This is a genomic window from Streptomyces sp. NPDC087310 (assembly GCF_044744405.1).
Taxonomy (GTDB): Bacteria; Actinomycetota; Actinomycetes; order Streptomycetales; family Streptomycetaceae; genus Streptomyces.
Map to the genome: position 1 here is coordinate 322,252 of NZ_JBIUYF010000001.1, position 16,293 is coordinate 338,544.

Below are 16,293 nucleotides of genomic sequence, written 5' to 3' on the forward strand. Positions count from 1 at the left end.
CCTCCGCCACCGTGAACCGTTCCGGCGGGCCGTAGTCGGTCGCAACAACTGCCTTCATGGATATCGCTGATATCGCTCTCCCTGAGCCCGGCCCCATAAACGGACCGAGCGGTCAACTTGCTAGGGTGGAGGTATGACAGAAGCCCGCCCCCTTCGCGCCGACGCCGCCCGCAACAGGGAGCTGTTGCTCACGGCGGCGTCGCAGGAGTTCGCCGAGCGGGGTTTCGACGTGTCGATCGCCGACATCGCGCGCCGCGCCGGCATTGGCAAGGGCACGGTTTTCCGCCACTTCCCGACCAAGGACCACCTGATCTCGGCGATCGTCATCGACCGGGTCGTCACCCTGACCGAGGCCGGAGAACACCTGCTGGACGCCCCTGACGCGGGTGCGGCGCTGCTGCGGTTCCTCACCACCGCCGCGCGCGAGCTACGCCGGCTCGACCCGACGTTCCTGACCAGCGCGGAGGATCCGACCGCCGAGGTGGTCCAGACCCAGCAGCGGCTGTACGCCACCGTCCACGCACTGGTGGATCGCGCTCGCGGCCAAGGCGACCTGCGGCCCGATGTCACCGGAACGGACGTCGTGGCACTGATGTGCACACCGAACCACGTGGCGGGATGCTTGCCGAACGCCTCACCCGACCTGTGGCAGCGCTACCTCGGGATCATCTTCGACGGCCTGCGGCCCCAGGGCGCCCATCCCCTCCCGCACCCGCCGCCACTTCCGTTGTGACAACCACCGGGCCGCGCCGTTCCACGGCACGGCGGTGGAACATGAAGACCCCCGGCGCGGTCCTGGACAGCTCCACCGCACCGGAGGTCTTCGCCCAGCCGAGGTCGGTCCGGTTGGGACGGGCCTGACGACGGTCCTATCGGACCGATTCGTAGACGGCCGCGACGTAGGCGGCGCTCCGGTCGGAGCCGATGACGCCCGGCGCCATCCTGTTCATCATGTACGAGATGGTCATCCGCCGTTCGAGGTCCATGATGATCATCGAGCCGCCCCAGCCACCCCAGAAGCAGGTCCTGCCTTCGGGGATCCACGGCAGGGTCGCCGGTTCGGGCAGCGCGAAGCCGATGCCCCAGCGCAGCGGTATCCCCAGCACCAGGTCCACGCCGCGGGCCTGCTCGTCGAAGATGAGGTCGATCGTGTCGCGGCCGAGCAGGCGGACACCGTCGACCTCGCCGCCGCGGGCGATGACCGACAGGACGCGGGCCACGGAGCGGGCGTTGCCGTGTCCGTTGACGGCACCGAGGTCCGCGCGACGCCAGGCAGGGCTGTTGGCGCTGACCGCGTCCCCGCCGGACCCCATAAAGGTCTTGAGCGCCGGACTGTCCTGGCCCAGCGCCTTGAGGCCGAACTCCATCGGAGGCGGCGGGACCACGTCCGCGATCCGGCTCCAGTCCCGCTCGGCGGCCCCGATCTGGAAGTCGGCGCCGAGGGGGCCGGCGATCTCCTCGGCGACGAACCGCTTCAGCGGCTTTCCGCTCACTCTGCGGACCACTTCGCCTATCAGGTGCCCGAAGTTGGAGACGTGATAGCCCGATGCCGTCCCCGGCGGCCACCAGGGCGCTTGCGCGGCCATCCGCGCGGTGGACGTCTCCAGGTCGTAGAGATCTTCGGGGACCGCGGGCTGGTCGAGTCCGGACACCCCGGAGGTGTGGGAGAGCAGGTGCCGGATCTCGACGTCCGCCTTGCCGTTGGCGGCGAACTCGGGCCAGTACTGGGCGACCGGCGCGTGGACGTCGATGTCGCCGCGGTCGACGAGCATCAGCGCGGCGAGGCTGGTGACGGTCTTGGTGGTCGACCACACGTTGGTGATCGTGTGCTTGTCCCATGCCGTGGTGCGGGCAGTGTCACGGAAACCGCCCCAGAGGTCGACAACGGTGTCCCCGCCGATGTCGACGACCAGGGAAGCCCCGAGTTCCTCACCGGAGTCCAGGTTCGCGCTCAGAGCGGCGCGCACCGCGTCGAAGGACGGATCGCAGAAACCTTGCGGATCGGGTGTAGTCACCAGCATGTCCCCTTCGGAGAGTTGTTTACTCTTCAGAACGGCGGAAAGCCGCATCCTCATCCCGCTCGGTGCGCAGGGCGGCCGGGCGCACGGCGTGCGTGACGCTCGAACGGCGGGCCGGATCGTACGGGTTGGGCCGGATCCACGTCGGCCTCCAGCGGGCCGGCCGCACACCGATCTCGCGAGCGATGCCAGTCACACCTCCGCCGCCCAGAACGATCACACTCGCTCCCTCCGAGTCCGAGCACCCCAAACGGACCGTGCGGTCATGTTATGTCGGTAGACTAGCTACAAGCGGACCGAGTGGTCAACTTGACATGGTGTCTGCGGGTCGCGGTGAGATCGTGGATGCGGCCGGGCAGCACGTACTCCGCCGCCGCCCTGCCGGGCAGGTGATCGGTAAATGGGTGGCATGTCGCCGAGGGCGTCGAAAGACTGCCTCGGTGATCCCTGCTGACTTGCCTCAACTGCTGCGGCCTCGCGCCCTGCGGCCCGGAGATCTCGTCGTTGTCGCGTCGCTGTCGGGGCCGCTGCACGCCGTGTACGAGCCCGACCTTGAGCAGGCGGTGGTCGTGCTCAAGCGGATGGGGTTCCGCGTACGCCGGGCGCCGCTGCTCGAAGTGGGGCGGCAGCGCTGGTGGAGCGCGGCGACGCCGGCGGCGATCGCCGAGGAGCTCAATGCTCTTCTGCGTGATCCCGAGGTGCGCGCGATCATCGCGCACGACGGCGGTCAGACGGTGTTCGGCTACCTCGACCTGATCGACTTCGAGGCAGTCACCGCCGACCCCAAGCCGATCCTCGGCTACAGCGACATCTCGCTGCTGCATCTGGTGCTCTACGCGCGAACGGGTCTGGTCGGGTTCCATACCGACCTGGCCACCCCTGGGCTCGGCGGACACTGGCAGACCGCGCCCGCCGCACGCAGAGCGGAACTCGAAGAGCTCTACTCGACGCTGCTGACCAGTACGGAGCCGATCGGTACGCTGCCGACCGCCCCGTCGTGGGAGTGCTGGCGTGCCGGTCGCGCCGAGGGCCGGCTGATCGGCGGGGTGATCAACCGCATCGTGCTGGCGCAGGCGACGCCTTACGCGCTGCCACTCGAATGGTTCGACGGCGCGGTGCTGTTCTGGGAGGAGTTGGGCGGCCACGCCTCGCATGTGTGGACCTGTCTACAGGTATTGCGGCACGCCGGCATCCTCGATCGGATCGCCGGCATGGTCGTGGGCATCCCGACCGCGATCGACGGACTCGACTCGCCCGACGCGTCCCCGACGCTGCGAGAGATGGTCCTCGACGTCCTCGGCGACCGCGACATCCCGGTCCTGGGCAACGTCGAGGTCGGACACGCCGGACCGAATCTGCCGATGCCGGTCGGCACCCGCGTCGCCCTCGACGCACAACAGCGGACCCTCGCGCTGCTCGAACCGGCGGTAGGCCCGCGCACGGTGACCCGGCCGGGTGGCTGAAAAACGGCTGAACACCGCCCGTCGGGACGCGTCGGCGGCGGCCCCGGTCCACGGAGCGCCCGGAACATCCGCCCCCGCCCTTCGGGGCGTTGGTCATGGGGGCACGGCACCTTCCTTGCCGTGCACACCTGTTGTCAGGGATACGCCGCGCCTCTACGCTCACACGGTCTCGTTCGTGAATCGTGTTCATATACATGATGGGAGCGTTCGATGAACGGCACTCCTCGGTCGCGTCCGGCAGCCCTGCTCCTCTCGGTGACCCTCGTCCTCGTCACCCTCTCCGCCGCACTCGCCCCGACCGCCACCGCCACCGCCACCACCCCGGACCACGGCACGCGTGCGATCCCGGCGACCGTCGTGATCGACGGCAAGCGGATGCGGCAGACCCGTATCGCCCTCGACCGGGGCGACCCCGCGCTCCGTACATCCGTCGCCGCCCTCACCGCACAGGCGGATTCCTGGCTCGGGCGGGGCCCCTGGACCGTCACCGACAAGCCGCGCCCCGCCCCCAGCGGCGACCCGCACGACTACCTGAGTCAAGCCCCGTACTGGTGGCCCTCGCAGCCGAAGACCACGGAGAACCCCTGGGGCTGCCCGTACGTCGAACGCGACGGCGAACGCAACCCGGACCTGGAGACCGGCACCGACCGGCCCGACCTCAGCCGGGTGGTCACCTCCGCCACCACGCTCAGCCTCGCCTGGTACTACACCGGCCGCCAGCGGTACGCGGAACACGCCGCCGAGATCCTGCGCACCTGGTTCGTGGACCCGGCCACCCGGATGAACCCGAACCTGAACCACGGACAGTTCATCCCGTGCAAGTACGACGGCCGCTCCATCGGCATCATCGACTTCTCCCAGCAGTACACCAGCGTGCTGGACGCACTCGCCCTCCTCGACACCGGAGCCCCGGGGTGGACCAGGAGCGACCGGGCCGGGATGCGCGCCTGGAACCAGGGGTTCCTGGACTGGCTGGTCAACTCCCCCTTCGGCAAAGAAGAGTCCGCGGCCAGGAACAACCACGGCACCTTCATGGACATGCAGGTCGCCGCCCTCGCCCTGGCCACCGGCGACCGGGCCCTCGCGCGCCGGACCGTCCTCGACGCCCGGACGAAGCGGATCGACGTGCAGATCGCCCCGGACGGCAGCCAGCCCCAGGAGCTCGCCCGCACCCGGAGCTGGCACTACTCGACCTTCAACCTGGTCGCGTACGCGCGTCTGGCCGCCACCGGCCGGCAGCTCGGCGTGAACCTCTGGGCGTACGAGGGGCCACAGGGCCAGAACCTGCGCAAGGCCGTCCGCACGCTGCTGCCGGCCGCCACCGGCGCGGCCAACTGGCCTTATCCGGAGCTGGAGTTCTACCGCTACGCGGCGACGGACATCGTCCACGCGGCGGCGGACGCCGGCGACCGCGCCGCCCGCGCGGCGATCCCACGCCTGCAACCGCCACCGGGCGGCGACCTGTGGGCGCTGCGCCCGGCGGCCGAACAGCTCGACGGGCCCCTCTTCCCCTAGGCCCCCGCCATCGGGCCGCAGGCCGGATCCGGTCTGCGGCCCGCGCCCCGGATAGACTCCTTCGCATGGTCCGATCGTCCCCTGCCGGCGCGAGCCCCGGTATGTGGCGGCGCGAGAAGGGGACCGTGGTACGCCGGGCCGCGGCACTTCCGGACCGGGCGACAGGACCCTTCGTCATCATCGCCGGGTCGCGGGTTCCGCGCGTTCCCACGGAGTGGGCGCCGCACGCGCATCCCCTGCACGAACTGGTCTGGGTGCGCGGGGGAACGCTCACCTCCCGTGTGGAGGACCGTATCTTCACCGTGTCCGAGGGGCACGGGCTGTGGATGCCGGCCGGAGTGGTGCACGAGGGCCGGTCGACGGCGGGTGCGGAATTCCACGACGCCTTCTTCGCCCCCGACCGAACGCCGTTCACGTTCGAGGGGCCGATGGCCGTCGCCATGACGCCGGTGCTGGAGTCGTTGCTGACCCATCTGTCCCGCACGGATCTTGACGCCGGGGCCAGGGCGCGGGCCGAGTCGGTGGTGTTCGACGTGCTCCAGCCGCTGGAGCACCAGTTCGCGTTGCACCTGCCCGGCGACGCCCGGATCGACGCGATCGCCGAAGCCTTGCTGGACGATCCCGCCGACTGCCGCTCGCTGGACGAGTGGGCGCGCGCGCTGGGGGTCAGCGACCGCACGATCACCCGTGCGTTCCGCCAAGCGACAGGGCTCTCCTTCGCGCGGTGGCGACAGGTGCTGCGCGTCCATCGGGCGCTGACGCTGCTCTCCGAGGGGCTCGATGTGCAGACCGTCTCCGAGGCGCTCGGCTACGCGCAGCCCAGTACCTTCATCGCCGCCTTCCGGCGGGTCACGGGAACCACGCCGGGCGCGTTCTTCGGCGCGGGCGACGGGACACCGGGCGGTGTCCGGAATCCCGTATCGGGTGTCCGGAACACCGGATTGCCGACACGGCGAGTGGAATATAACCTTCCTCCAGTTAGGCAAGGCAACCCTTAGTTGCCGCTCGCCGCGTAAGGGGGATCTCTCCGGGCGCCGGAGAGTCTCTACGGCCCGGTCGGCGACGTCCGGACGGAGGGTGCCGCACGTCGTTGCCCCTCCAAGCGTCCGGAACCACCCATGTTCACAGACCCCTCCCGGCCCGCCGGTCGGCGTGCGGCCGGTCCTGCCACGCCGGTGGCCGCCCTCAGCGGGCACGACCTGGTGCTGCGGTACGGCGGGACGCCGGTCGTCCACGGCGTCTCGCTGGCCCTGGAGCCCGGTCGCGCGACCGCTCTGGTGGGGCCGAACGGCAGCGGGAAGTCCACGCTGCTGCGCGCGCTCTCCCGACTGCACAAGGTGGACGACGGCCGGGTGACGCTCGGTCCCCGTGACGGGCACCCCGAGCGCGAGGCTGCCCTGCTCAGCGCACGCCGGTTCGCGCGCGAGGTCACCCTCTTCTCCCAGTCGAGGCCCGCGCCCCAAGGACTGACGGTGACGGAGGTCGTGGCCTTCGGGCGCCACCCGTACCGGCGTGGCTTCGCCGGCCTGTCCGCCGACGACCGGAGCGCCGTCGAGCACGCCATGGATGTCACCGGCGTGCGGGACATGGCGGGCCGGCCGGTCGGGGAACTCTCCGGCGGGGAGATGCAGCGCGTCTGGCTCGCGGCCTGCCTGGCCCAGGACACCGGCGTCGTCCTGCTGGACGAGCCGACGAACCATCTGGACCTGCGCTATCAGATCGAGACGCTCGACCTGGTGCGCGATCTCGTCGAGGAGCACGGCGTCGCGGTGGGGATCGTGCTGCACGACCTCGACCAGGCTTCCCGCGTCGCGGACACGCTGGTCCTGATGCGCTCCGGCCGTGTGCATGCCGCGGGCGCACCCGCCGACGTCCTCACCGCGGAGAACATCAGCGCGGTCTACGACATCCGTGTCGAGGTCACCGTGGACCCTCGCACGGGCCGTCTCCGCATCGATCCAGTCGGGCGGCACTCCGCCCGGAGCGGCGCATCCGCCGCTCCGACGCTTCACAAGAAAGAAGACGTTTCATGAACCGTGCCCGTCACCTGGCGGCGTCGGCCGCCGCAGGGCTCGTCGTCCTCACCGCAACGGCTTGCGGTACGACCGGTGTCGACAAGGCCGAGACCAGCAGCAGCGCGTCCCCCTCGTCGAAGAGCTGCGCCGAGGACACCACGGCGACCTCGAAAGAGCCGGTGTCCTTCAAGGACGGCGTCGGCCGGCAGGTGAAGCTCGACAAGCCCGCCGAACGGATCGCGGTCCTGGAATGGCAGCAGGTCGAGGACGCGCTGACCCTGTGCGTCACCCCCGCCGCGGTCTCCGACGCGAAGGGATACCGCACCTGGGTCAGTGCGGAGAAGCTGCCCGACGGGGTGACGGATGTCGGCACCCGGGAGGAGCCCGACCTCGACACCCTCTTCGCGGCGAAGCCCGACCTCGTCATCGTGGAGGCGTTCGACGCCGACGACGAGACCATCGCGAAGCTGGAGAAGCGAGGCGTGCCGGTGATGGCCACGCTGGGGGCGAATCCGGCCGACCCGATCGGGAACATGCGGGACGTGTTCAGCATGATCGGCAAGGCGACGGGGCGCACCGAGCGGGCCGAGCAGGTGCTCCAGGAGTTCGACGAGCACCTCGCGACGGCCAAGAAGCGGGTGACCGCGGCCGGGCTGCCGACGAAGGACTTCCTGTTCTTCGACGGATGGCTCCAGGGAGGCAACCTCACCGTCCGCCCGTACGGTGAAGGAGCCCTGTTCACCGCGATAGGCGAAGAACTCGGCATGACCCCCGCGTGGACCGACGACGTCGACAAGGCCCACGGGGACGGGGGCGTCGATCCCTCCTACGGCCTTGCCCAGACCGATGTCGAGGGACTGACCGCGGTGGGGAAGGCCAACCTCTTCTACGCCAACGACGAAGGGGTCGGAGGGTACGTCGAGGCGCTGGGGAAGAACCCGATCTGGAAGTCGATCCCGGCCGTACGGGAAGGCCGTGCGCACGCGTTCCCGGCGAGGGTGTGGGGCGCCGGCGGTCCGCGCTCGTGCGCGCAGGCGATCGACGCGTACGTCGACGTACTCGCCGAGAAGTGAACACACCGCGGATATCGGCACCCGGACGGAGACCGCTGCCGTACGCCGACCACGGCGGCGGTCCCACCGGGGTGGCCGTCCTGGCGCTCCTTCTCTTCGTGACCGCCCTGGTGGGCATGTGGCACCTGACGCAAGGGACGTCGGGCGTGGGCGTCGGGGACCTGGTGCGGTATCTCGTCGGTGGCCCGGAGAGCGCCGGCGGGGCGCCGGTCGGCGAGATCCTCACCGGCTCACGCCTGCCACGCCTGTTCGCGGGGGTCGCGGTGGGCTTCGCCCTCGGCTGCGCCGGCGCGCTGCTGCAGTCCGTCACCCGCAACGCGCTCGCCTCCCCCGACACCCTGGCGGTCACGGCCGGGGCCTACTTCACGCTCTCGCTCGTCGCGGCCCTCGGTCTCGCCGTCCCGCTGTGGGCGTCGGGCGCCGTCGCCTTCGCCGGGGGCCTGCTCGCGGCGGCGCTCGTGCTGGCCCTCGCCGGCCGGGCCGCGGGCACCACGGGTACGCGCCTGATCCTCGCCGGATCGGCGACGGCGATGGCCCTGGACGCGGCGACCGCGATGCTGCTCATCCTGTTCGACCAGAACACGACCGGTCTCTTCGCCTGGGGAAGCGGTTCGCTCGCGCAACTGAACATCGACGCGTCGGTACGCGCGTTCCCGCTCGTGGCCGTGGTGCTGTGCGTCGCCCTGACCCTGTCCCGGAAGCTGGACGTGATGGGCCTCGGCGACGACGCCGCGTCCACCCTCGGCGTGCCGATCCGGACCATCCGCGTGACCGCCGTGCTCTGCGCGGTGCTCCTGACCAGTACGGCGGTGACCCTCGCCGGCCCGATCTCCTTCGTCGGCCTCGGTGCCCCCGTCCTGGCCCGCCTGATCGCGGGACGGGTCAGGGCGCTGCACCGGCATCTCCTCCTGGTGCCCGCGTCCGGCCTGCTCGGCGCGTTGCTCATCCTGCTCGCGGACGCGTCGCTGCGTGCGGTGCAGGGTGCCGACGGGGCCGCCTCCATTCCCACGGGCGTGCCGACCGCGTTGCTCGGCGCCGTCGTGATCGTGGTCCTCGCGCTCCGTCTCCGCGACACGGGCCAACTCCGGCAGCCCCCGCACGCGCGGGTCGGCATCCGGTCGCGCCGCGCGTTCCTCCTCGTCGTGCTCGGCGCGGCGGCGCTCCTGGCCGGGGCGGTCCTCGTGGCGGTCCTGGCGGGGAGCCTCTGGCTGCGGACGGGGGACCTCGCGCTCTGGGCCCGGGGGGCCGCCCCGGACCTGATCGGCCAGGCGCTCGACGACCGGGTCCCGCGCGTGCTCGCCGCGGTCCTCGCCGGCGCGGCGCTCGGACTGGCCGGATGCGCCGTGCAGAGCGCGGTGCGCAACCCGCTGGCGGAGCCGGGTGTGCTCGGCATCACGGCGGGCGCCGGGCTGGGCGCGGCGAGCGTCGTGACGTCGGACCTGCCCGGCGGACGGCCGCTGCTCATCGCGGCGGCGGTCGCGATGGGGCTCGCCACGTTCGCGGTGATCGCCCTGCTGACCTGGCGCGGCGGCTTCCTGCCCGACCGGTTCGTGCTGGTCGGCATCGGCTGCGGGTACGGCCTCAGCTCCGTCACCACCTTCCTCCTGCTGCGTGCCGACCCGTGGAACACGCCCCAGCTCTTCACCTGGCTCTCCGGCACGACCTACGGGCGCACGCTGCCCGATGTCGTACCGGTGGCGGTGGCGCTGGCGCTCGCGCTCCCCCTGCTCCTCGCCATGCGTGGTCAGCTCGACCTGCTCGCCGTCGACGAGGACACCCCGCGGGTGGTCGGCGTCAGGCTGGAACGCGCGCGCTTCGCCGCCCTGGCGATCGCCGCGGTGCTCGCGGCGCTCAGCGTGATCGCCATCGGCGTGGTCGGCTTCGTGGGACTCGTCGCCCCGCACCTCGCCCGGTCACTGGTGGGTGCCCGGCACAGCCGCGCGATCCCGGTCGCGATGCTGCTCGGCGGGCTGCTGGTGTGCGTGGCCGACACCCTCGGCCGCACGCTCGTCGCACCTGCCCAGATGCCGGCGGGCCTCATGATCGCCCTGGTCGGAGCTCCGTACTTCGTCTGGGTGCTCCGCCAGTCCCGCGCATGACACGAGTCCCCGCCCTCGCCGTCGCCTCCGCCCTCGCCCCGCCCCGCCCTCGCCGAACCGCCAGGAGTGCCGGAATGCCGCCTCATCCCCCTGATCCGCCTCGTCCGCCGCATCAGGAATCGCCCGTGAAGGGCATCGTCGTCCCGTTCGAACCCGACACGTTGCCCGCCCCGCTGAGGCGGCTCGGGCCCCCCGATGTGCTGGAGCGCTGGCGCGCGGTCGACCGTTCCGCCCATGCCCCGCACCTCGTGGCCGTTCCCGGGGGCGACGGTGAGGAGTGGGCCGCCGCCGCGCTCGTGACGGCGCGCCCGCGCACGGCCTATCTGAAGATCGTCGATGCCGTCGGTGACGTGCCGGCGGCCGTCGACGCCGTGGTCTCCTCCGCACTCCACCAGGGGCTCGCGCAGGTCAAGTGGGAAGGGTGGACGGCGAGCGCCGAGGAAGCCGCCGGTGCCGGCTTCGCCCCGCTGGGTGTTCCGCTCGCGCGGGCGGAGGACGCGGGAGGGCCTGACTCCGGCTACGTACGCTGGCTGTGCGAGGGTGCGGTGCCCGCCGCGCCCCCGTACTACGGGCAGACGACACACTTCACCTGCGGCGCCGTCACCGCCCTGGTCGCGCAGGCACACGCGGGGGCGCTGCCGCGGGAATCGCTCGACCGTACGGCGGAGTTGACCCTGTGGCGTGACGCGACGAACTTCCCCGCGTGCGAGCCCGTCGGGCTGGGCCTCGCCGTGCGTCGGGCGTGGCCCTCGTCCCCGGTCACGATCTTTCTCGACGTGGACCGGCCCGTCCTGCTCGACCACTTGACGGAGAGCGAGCGGGAGTGGCGTGCCGTGCTCCAACGCGCGTCGCGACGCGGCGCCGGAGAGACCGGTGTCCCGATCGACTCACGCCACCTGCCCCCGACCGCGATCCGGAGTGCGATCGGCCGACGGGAGCATGTGCTGCTCCTGGTCTCGCTCGCCGCGATGCAGGGGTTCGACGTGCCGCACTGGGTGCTCTGTCACGGTGCCGTACCGGGCGCGGTCGTGATCGAGGACCCCTGGGCCAACGCGGCCACGGGGGACACCTGGGTCGACGCCCACCTGCTCCCCGTACCCGATGCGTCGCTCGACGCGATGTCGCTGATCTCGTCGGACCGTTTCCGCGGTGCCGTGATCATCGGCTCCCCGGAGCACAGCCCTCCTGGACGCTGTTCCCCTCCAGGCGGCGCAACTCCCGCAGGCCGTCGGCGAGGGTCTGGTCGGTGAACGCCCCGAGCACCGCCTGCTCGGCCTGTTCGGTGAGCCGGGTGAAGTAGTCGTTCATGTGGGCGGTCACCAGGCACACGTGCTGACTCTCGGGGCGGCACGCCCACAACGGCTTGTCGCCGACCACGCAGCGGTAGACCTCGGCGAGGGTGACGTCCTCGGCGGGCCGGGCCAGCCTCGTACCGCCCGCGCGGCCCTTCACCGACGTCACCAGCCCCTCCCTGACGAGCGGCACCAGAAGCTTGCGGACCAGGCTGGGGTTGGCGTCCAACTGCTCGGCGAGCTGTGCGGAACTCACCACCGGGGAGTCGGTCTCGGCCGCGACCGCGAGAAACAGCAACACCTTCAGGGCGCTGGAGAACCTGACGTCCAGCATGCGGCGCACCCTCTCTGTCGGTCGGTCACAGTGCATCGAACCGCACTGTTCCCGCCATAATAGCAACAATCACTGTTGCATTTACATCCAGGGAAACTGTACCTTTCACAGGAACAGATAGCTCGATCGAACGTCACTCAGGAGGACGGCACCATGTCCACTCGCGCGGCTCAGTCCCTGGCTCGGCCTTTCACACTCGGCTCGGCGGAACTGCGGAACCGGATCGTGATGGCTCCCATGACCCGCGCCCAGTCCCCCGGCGGCATACCCGGCGAGAACGTCGCCGCCTACTACGCGCGCAGGGCCGCGGCGGGGACCGGCCTCATCATCACCGAGGGCACCTATGTCGACCACCCGAGCGCGGGCGACGTCGAGAGCGTGCCGCGCTTCCACGGCGAGGAACAGCTCGCCGGGTGGCGCCGGGTCGTCGACGCCGTACACGCCGAGGGCGGCAAGATCATGCCCCAGCTCTGGCACGTCGGCATCCAGCGCCAGGCCGGGAAGCCGCCGTTTCCCCAGGCACCGTCGGTCGGCCCGTCCGGCGTCGCGCTCGACGGCACCGCCGACGCGGGTGAGGCGCTGTCCCTCGCCGACATCGACAAGATCATCGAGGCGTTCGCCGACGCCGCGCGGGAAGCCGAGCGCATCGGGTTCGACGGCATCGAGCTGCACGGCGCGCACGGCTACCTGATCGACCAGTTCCTCTGGGGGCGGACCAACCGGCGCACCGACGCCTACGGTGGCGACGCGGTCTCGCGCACGAAGTTCGCCGCCGACATCGTCGCCGCGGTACGCGAACGGGTCTCACCGGACTTCCCGCTGGTACTGCGCTTCTCGCAGTGGAAGGCCAACAACTACGACGCCAAGCTCGCCACGGACCCGGACGAGTTCCAGGCGCTCCTGGAGCCGCTGGCGCAGGCCGGGGTCGACGCCTTCCACGCCTCGGGCCGCCGCTACTGGGAACCCGAGTTCCCCGCGTCCGGCCTGGACCTGAACGTCGCGGGCTGGGCCAGGAAGCTCACCGGCAAGCCCGTCATCACCGTCGGCTCGGTCGGGCTGGACGCCGCCTTCGATCCCAGCGCCTTCACCCCTGAGGCACGGGCCGGGGTGGAGAGCGTGGAACGTCTCCTGGAGCGCCTGCAGCGCGACGAGTTCGACCTCGTCGCCGTCGGCCGCGCGCTGCTCGCGGACCCGGAATGGGCGGACAAGGTCCTGGAGGGCAGGGAGACCGAGCTGACGCCGTTCAGCCACGACTCGCTCAGCAAACTGCACTGATCCACCGCGGGCCACGAGTCCGCGACCGGCCACGTCCTGGAGAGGGGTGCTCCTCTCCAGGACGTGGCGCGCGTACCGTATCCGGACGGGTTCGCGGGAGCCTGGGGCCGTCCGTCAGTTGGCGCTCTGGATCTGTTCGATCCTGGCGTTACGGATCAGGAACTTGCCCGGTTCGCGGACCTGCTCGAACGCCTCGTTGTTCAGCAGGGCGCAGCTACCCGACGTCGAAGTGACCTTCACCGTCGTGGACTTGGCATTGTCGAGGTTGGTCACGCGGAGCGTGGTACCGACGGGGAACTGATTGCTGGAGGCAGCCGGGGCACCTGCCTCGCCCGAGAGGGTGATGGTGGATCCGGCGCACACGACAGCGCCCTCGGCGCTTCCGCCGGCGTCCCCGGCACCTGCGGCACCGCCCGCGTCCGCCCCGCTGCCCGCTTCCGCCCCGCCTCCTGCCGGTTCCCCCGAACCCGCCTCATCGGCGGCGCCGGCACCGGCACCGCTACTGCCCTCGCCGACCTCGCAGTTGGACGCTGCCTGCTTCCGCTTGATCTCCTCGATGACGGCGGCGCGGTTCGCGATCCGCGCCTCGGACTGCGCGTCCGGGGCGGCGCGCTGCGCGGCGATGAAGCTCTCGTTGTTGCCCAGGGCGGTGGCCAGCCCGTCGCAGACCACCGACGCCTGACTCGTACCGGTCATCGCCACCGCCGTACCGCCGACCAGCGCTGCCGCGCCGACCAGCAGGGAAATCGTCTTCTTACGGCTCAGGGTCTTCTTACGGGACACGTGTGGGGCTCCTGTTCCCGGCCGCGAAGGAACGAGGCCGGCTGGGTTTCCGTGTGCCGTTACATACGAGGGATTCAGCCATCGCGCTCACCTGCCACAGAGATAACTTCGGCCGACTCACGGCGAGTTCGTCTTCTGCCGCCGGGCGAGCCACCACCCACCCGCGCCGAGCCCGAGCAGCACCGCGACACCGACGCCGATCAGCGGCACCGGAAGGGAGCCGTCGTCCTCCTGAGCGGTGTTCTCCTGAGCGGTGTCCTTCGGACCGGGCGTCTCGGTGCTGGACGGGGCCGAGTCAGTGGCGGACGGGGGCGCGCTGGTTGCCGGGCTCGGGCTCGTCGGAGCGGCCCCCGGTGCCGCGGCCTTGAGCTTGAGAACCGGGGCAGGCTGTTGCGGTTCCTCGGCGCCGCTGGGTATCTCGATCCAGCGGGAGACCTCTCCGTCGCTGTACGTCTCCACTGTCTTGAACGCGATCTCGTTGCTTTCCGGAAGCTGCCGGACCTTGATCTTGTGTTCGGCGTCGGTGCCGACGGGGAGAGCCGGCCCTTCGACGGTGTAGCCGTCCTGGACGGTCTTCAGTTTCCAGCCCTTGGGGCCGTCGGTCAGCGAGACGTCGTCCGGCGCGATCCCCTGGGGCAGGACGACGCGTAGTTGCGTGAAGCCCGCGGATGCGGATTCCGCCTCGGATATGAAGCTGAGTGTGACGTCTTCCGCCAGGGCCTGCGGCTTGTCGGCGGTGACCTCCGCGTGAGCGTAGGCCGTACCGGCCGTCGTGAGAGTGGCCGTCAGTGCGAGGGCGGCGACGAGCCCGAAACGCCGTGTTGTGCGGGTGATGTGTTGCGTGGGCACGGGGGGAAGCTCCTTGCTCGGGGAAGGGGACGCGGCGAAGTCTCCCCGCGTCATGGGCGGGACAGCCGGTTCTCGATGAGTGCCGTGAGTTCCTGGGGCGAGCCAGGGGTGACTTTCTCTCCGTCGATGAAGAAGGTCGGTGTGCCCTGCACACCGAGCCCGAGCCCGTCGCGCTGGTCGGCTCGCACACGCTCAGCGGTCGCGGGATCGTTGAGCGCGGCATTGAACTTCGCCATGTCCAGGCCGAGTTGTTCGGCGAAGCCGCGGAAGACGGTTTCCTTCGACTCCTGGGCTTCGCCCCACTGGGCCTGGGTGGTGAAGAGCTTGCTGTACATCTGCTCGAACTTGCCCTGCTGGGCGGCGGCTTCGGCCGTACGGGCGGCGAGTTCACCGTTGCGGTGGCCGGGCATGGGGAAGTAACGGGCGACGAAGGTGACACGGTCCTGGTATTCCTCGCGCAGCTTCTCCACGACGGGATACGCGGCCCCGCACGCCTCGCACTCGAAGTCCAGGAACTCCACGACGGTCAGTTCGGAGCTTTCGGGCCGGGTGAGGCGGTGGCTCGTCCCGCGTACGGGCTGGGCCTCGGCGACGGGCGCGGCGTTCACCGCGCCGCTGGGGCTGTCGGGACGGAACAGCAGGAAGGAGCCGAGTGCGGCGGCGAACGAGGCGACCAGCACGGCGGCGATGTACAGGTGCTTCTTCATGATTCCTCGGGTTGTCCGGGTGCGGAGGGCGCGCGGGCGGAGCCGAGCACGTCCTCGGCGGGTGACGGCGGAGCGTCGCGTACGGCGAGTGCGGACGCGGGTGCGGACGTACGGGACAGGCCCATCGCCGACGTCCCGCGGGCAGTCCGCCCGTCGTGCCCGTCAGGGCAGGCAGGGGCCGCCGATCGGCGTCGGCCGGGAAAGGGCGAGGGGAGCAAGCCCATGACGCGGCGGCGCTCTGCCCGAGTGGAGGCGCGCGAGCACGGCCGGCTTCAGGGGCGAGGGCCTTTCCCTGACCTCCTGTTCCGGGCCGTGCCGGTGCGCGGCGCGCGACGGCGGCCAGATGAACAGCAGCAGGTGTCCCACGGCCAGCAGCAACGGCCCGCTCTGCCACAGCAGTCGTTCCGTGATCCCCAGCAACCGGGCGCCGATGAACAACGTCACCAGATGCCCGGCCAGCAGCACCGCGGGCGGCGGCCCGGCGGCCGCACCGTGCTCGATCAGGGCGGGCAGGCCGTCAGCGGTCCCGTCGCCTCCCCCGATCACCGTCCGGCAGGCACCGGGCAGTGAATAGGCGACGTGGTAGGCCGCTTGTGAGGCGGCGAGAACACCGACCACCTGTGTGTCGGTCAGCCGACGGCGCGTCAGTGCCACGGCGCCGGGAACCGCCACCGCGGCGACTCCGGCGACGATGATCCACCGGGGTGTGTGTCCCTGGGAGAGGGCATGTCCGGCCAGCGGCAGCAGTACGCACAACACCGCGAGCGCCCCCGCGCGCAGCCCGCGGAGCACCCCGGTCGCCGGGGAGGCGGAGCGCGTCGGGCGGAGCGGTCGCATGGGTCGCATCTTTCGGGACGTACGCCTCCGTGG

16 protein-coding genes are annotated in these 16,293 nt (G+C 71.1%); 10 read left to right on the plus strand and 6 right to left on the minus strand.

Features of this window, described 5'->3' with window-relative positions; genetic code table 11:
• The first annotated feature begins 133 nt into the window (after positions 1 to 133).
• A complete protein-coding gene (locus ACIO3P_RS01425) occupies positions 134 to 733 on the plus strand; it encodes a helix-turn-helix domain-containing protein (RefSeq protein WP_329822702.1) in 600 nt (199 codons plus the stop codon).
• Positions 730 to 861, plus strand: a complete 132-nt coding sequence (locus ACIO3P_RS01430) for a hypothetical protein (RefSeq protein ID WP_329822701.1) — start codon at positions 730 to 732, stop codon at positions 859 to 861. The genes ACIO3P_RS01425 and ACIO3P_RS01430 overlap by 4 nt, the downstream gene beginning before the upstream one ends.
• An 8-nt stretch (positions 862 to 869) precedes the next feature.
• Here ACIO3P_RS01430 and ACIO3P_RS01435 read toward each other — a convergent pair whose 3' ends face one another.
• Positions 870 to 2,021, minus strand: coding sequence for a serine hydrolase domain-containing protein (locus tag ACIO3P_RS01435; RefSeq protein WP_401849798.1), 1,152 nt, complete (start codon positions 2,019 to 2,021; stop codon positions 870 to 872).
• A gap of 437 nt (positions 2,022 to 2,458) precedes the next feature.
• Between ACIO3P_RS01435 and ACIO3P_RS01440 the strand changes: the two genes are divergently transcribed.
• The 7 genes from ACIO3P_RS01440 to ACIO3P_RS01470 all read left to right on the plus strand — a co-directional run bounded on the left by ACIO3P_RS01440 (position 2,459) and on the right by ACIO3P_RS01470 (position 11,433).
• Positions 2,459 to 3,481, plus strand: a complete 1,023-nt coding sequence (locus ACIO3P_RS01440; RefSeq protein ID WP_401849800.1) for an LD-carboxypeptidase — start codon at positions 2,459 to 2,461, stop codon at positions 3,479 to 3,481.
• A gap of 210 nt (positions 3,482 to 3,691) precedes the next feature.
• Positions 3,692 to 4,996 (plus strand): alginate lyase family protein, encoded by a 1,305-nt coding sequence (locus ACIO3P_RS01445; protein ID WP_401849802.1) that lies wholly within the window; start codon positions 3,692 to 3,694, stop codon positions 4,994 to 4,996.
• A gap of 101 nt (positions 4,997 to 5,097) precedes the next feature.
• On the plus strand, positions 5,098 to 5,994 hold the full coding sequence (locus ACIO3P_RS01450) for a helix-turn-helix domain-containing protein (protein WP_401850186.1): 897 nt from the start codon (positions 5,098 to 5,100) through the stop codon (positions 5,992 to 5,994).
• Between the two features lie 120 nt (positions 5,995 to 6,114).
• On the plus strand, positions 6,115 to 7,029 hold the full coding sequence (locus ACIO3P_RS01455; RefSeq protein ID WP_401849804.1) for an ABC transporter ATP-binding protein: 915 nt from the start codon (positions 6,115 to 6,117) through the stop codon (positions 7,027 to 7,029).
• On the plus strand, positions 7,026 to 8,084 hold the full coding sequence (locus tag ACIO3P_RS01460) for an iron-siderophore ABC transporter substrate-binding protein (protein ID WP_329822694.1): 1,059 nt from the start codon (positions 7,026 to 7,028) through the stop codon (positions 8,082 to 8,084). Before ACIO3P_RS01455 ends, ACIO3P_RS01460 begins: the two co-directional genes overlap by 4 nt.
• Positions 8,081 to 10,183, plus strand: a complete 2,103-nt coding sequence (locus ACIO3P_RS01465; protein WP_329822693.1) for an iron ABC transporter permease — start codon at positions 8,081 to 8,083, stop codon at positions 10,181 to 10,183. The genes ACIO3P_RS01460 and ACIO3P_RS01465 overlap by 4 nt, the downstream gene beginning before the upstream one ends.
• A gap of 74 nt (positions 10,184 to 10,257) precedes the next feature.
• Positions 10,258 to 11,433 carry a peptidase C39 family protein gene (locus ACIO3P_RS01470; protein ID WP_329822692.1) on the plus strand — a complete coding sequence of 392 codons (1,176 nt, stop codon included), beginning with the start codon at positions 10,258 to 10,260 and terminating at the stop codon, positions 11,431 to 11,433.
• On the opposite strand, the gene ACIO3P_RS01475 is transcribed toward ACIO3P_RS01470, so the two are convergent.
• On the minus strand, positions 11,342 to 11,809 hold the full coding sequence (locus tag ACIO3P_RS01475) for an Rrf2 family transcriptional regulator (RefSeq protein ID WP_329822691.1): 468 nt from the start codon (positions 11,807 to 11,809) through the stop codon (positions 11,342 to 11,344). The two genes, ACIO3P_RS01470 and ACIO3P_RS01475, sit on opposite strands and share 92 nt — an antisense overlap.
• A gap of 153 nt (positions 11,810 to 11,962) precedes the next feature.
• Between ACIO3P_RS01475 and ACIO3P_RS01480 the strand changes: the two genes are divergently transcribed.
• A complete protein-coding gene (locus ACIO3P_RS01480) occupies positions 11,963 to 13,084 on the plus strand; it encodes an NADH:flavin oxidoreductase (RefSeq protein ID WP_329822690.1) in 1,122 nt (373 codons plus the stop codon).
• A gap of 114 nt (positions 13,085 to 13,198) precedes the next feature.
• Here the strand turns inward: ACIO3P_RS01480 and ACIO3P_RS01485 are convergent, their stop codons facing one another.
• From ACIO3P_RS01485 to ACIO3P_RS01500, 4 genes are all read right to left on the minus strand, one after another.
• Positions 13,199 to 13,867: a hypothetical protein gene (locus ACIO3P_RS01485; protein ID WP_401849806.1), complete on the minus strand. Its 669-nt coding sequence runs from the start codon at positions 13,865 to 13,867 to the stop codon at positions 13,199 to 13,201.
• Between the two features lie 117 nt (positions 13,868 to 13,984).
• Positions 13,985 to 14,716 carry a DUF1775 domain-containing protein gene (locus ACIO3P_RS01490; RefSeq protein WP_401849808.1) on the minus strand — a complete coding sequence of 244 codons (732 nt, stop codon included), beginning with the start codon at positions 14,714 to 14,716 and terminating at the stop codon, positions 13,985 to 13,987.
• Between the two features lie 50 nt (positions 14,717 to 14,766).
• Positions 14,767 to 15,423 carry a thioredoxin domain-containing protein gene (locus ACIO3P_RS01495; RefSeq protein WP_329822687.1) on the minus strand — a complete coding sequence of 219 codons (657 nt, stop codon included), beginning with the start codon at positions 15,421 to 15,423 and terminating at the stop codon, positions 14,767 to 14,769.
• A 162-nt stretch (positions 15,424 to 15,585) separates the two neighbouring features.
• Positions 15,586 to 16,260, minus strand: coding sequence for a hypothetical protein (locus ACIO3P_RS01500; protein WP_401787329.1), 675 nt, complete (start codon positions 16,258 to 16,260; stop codon positions 15,586 to 15,588).
• Positions 16,261 to 16,293 lie beyond the last annotated feature (33 nt).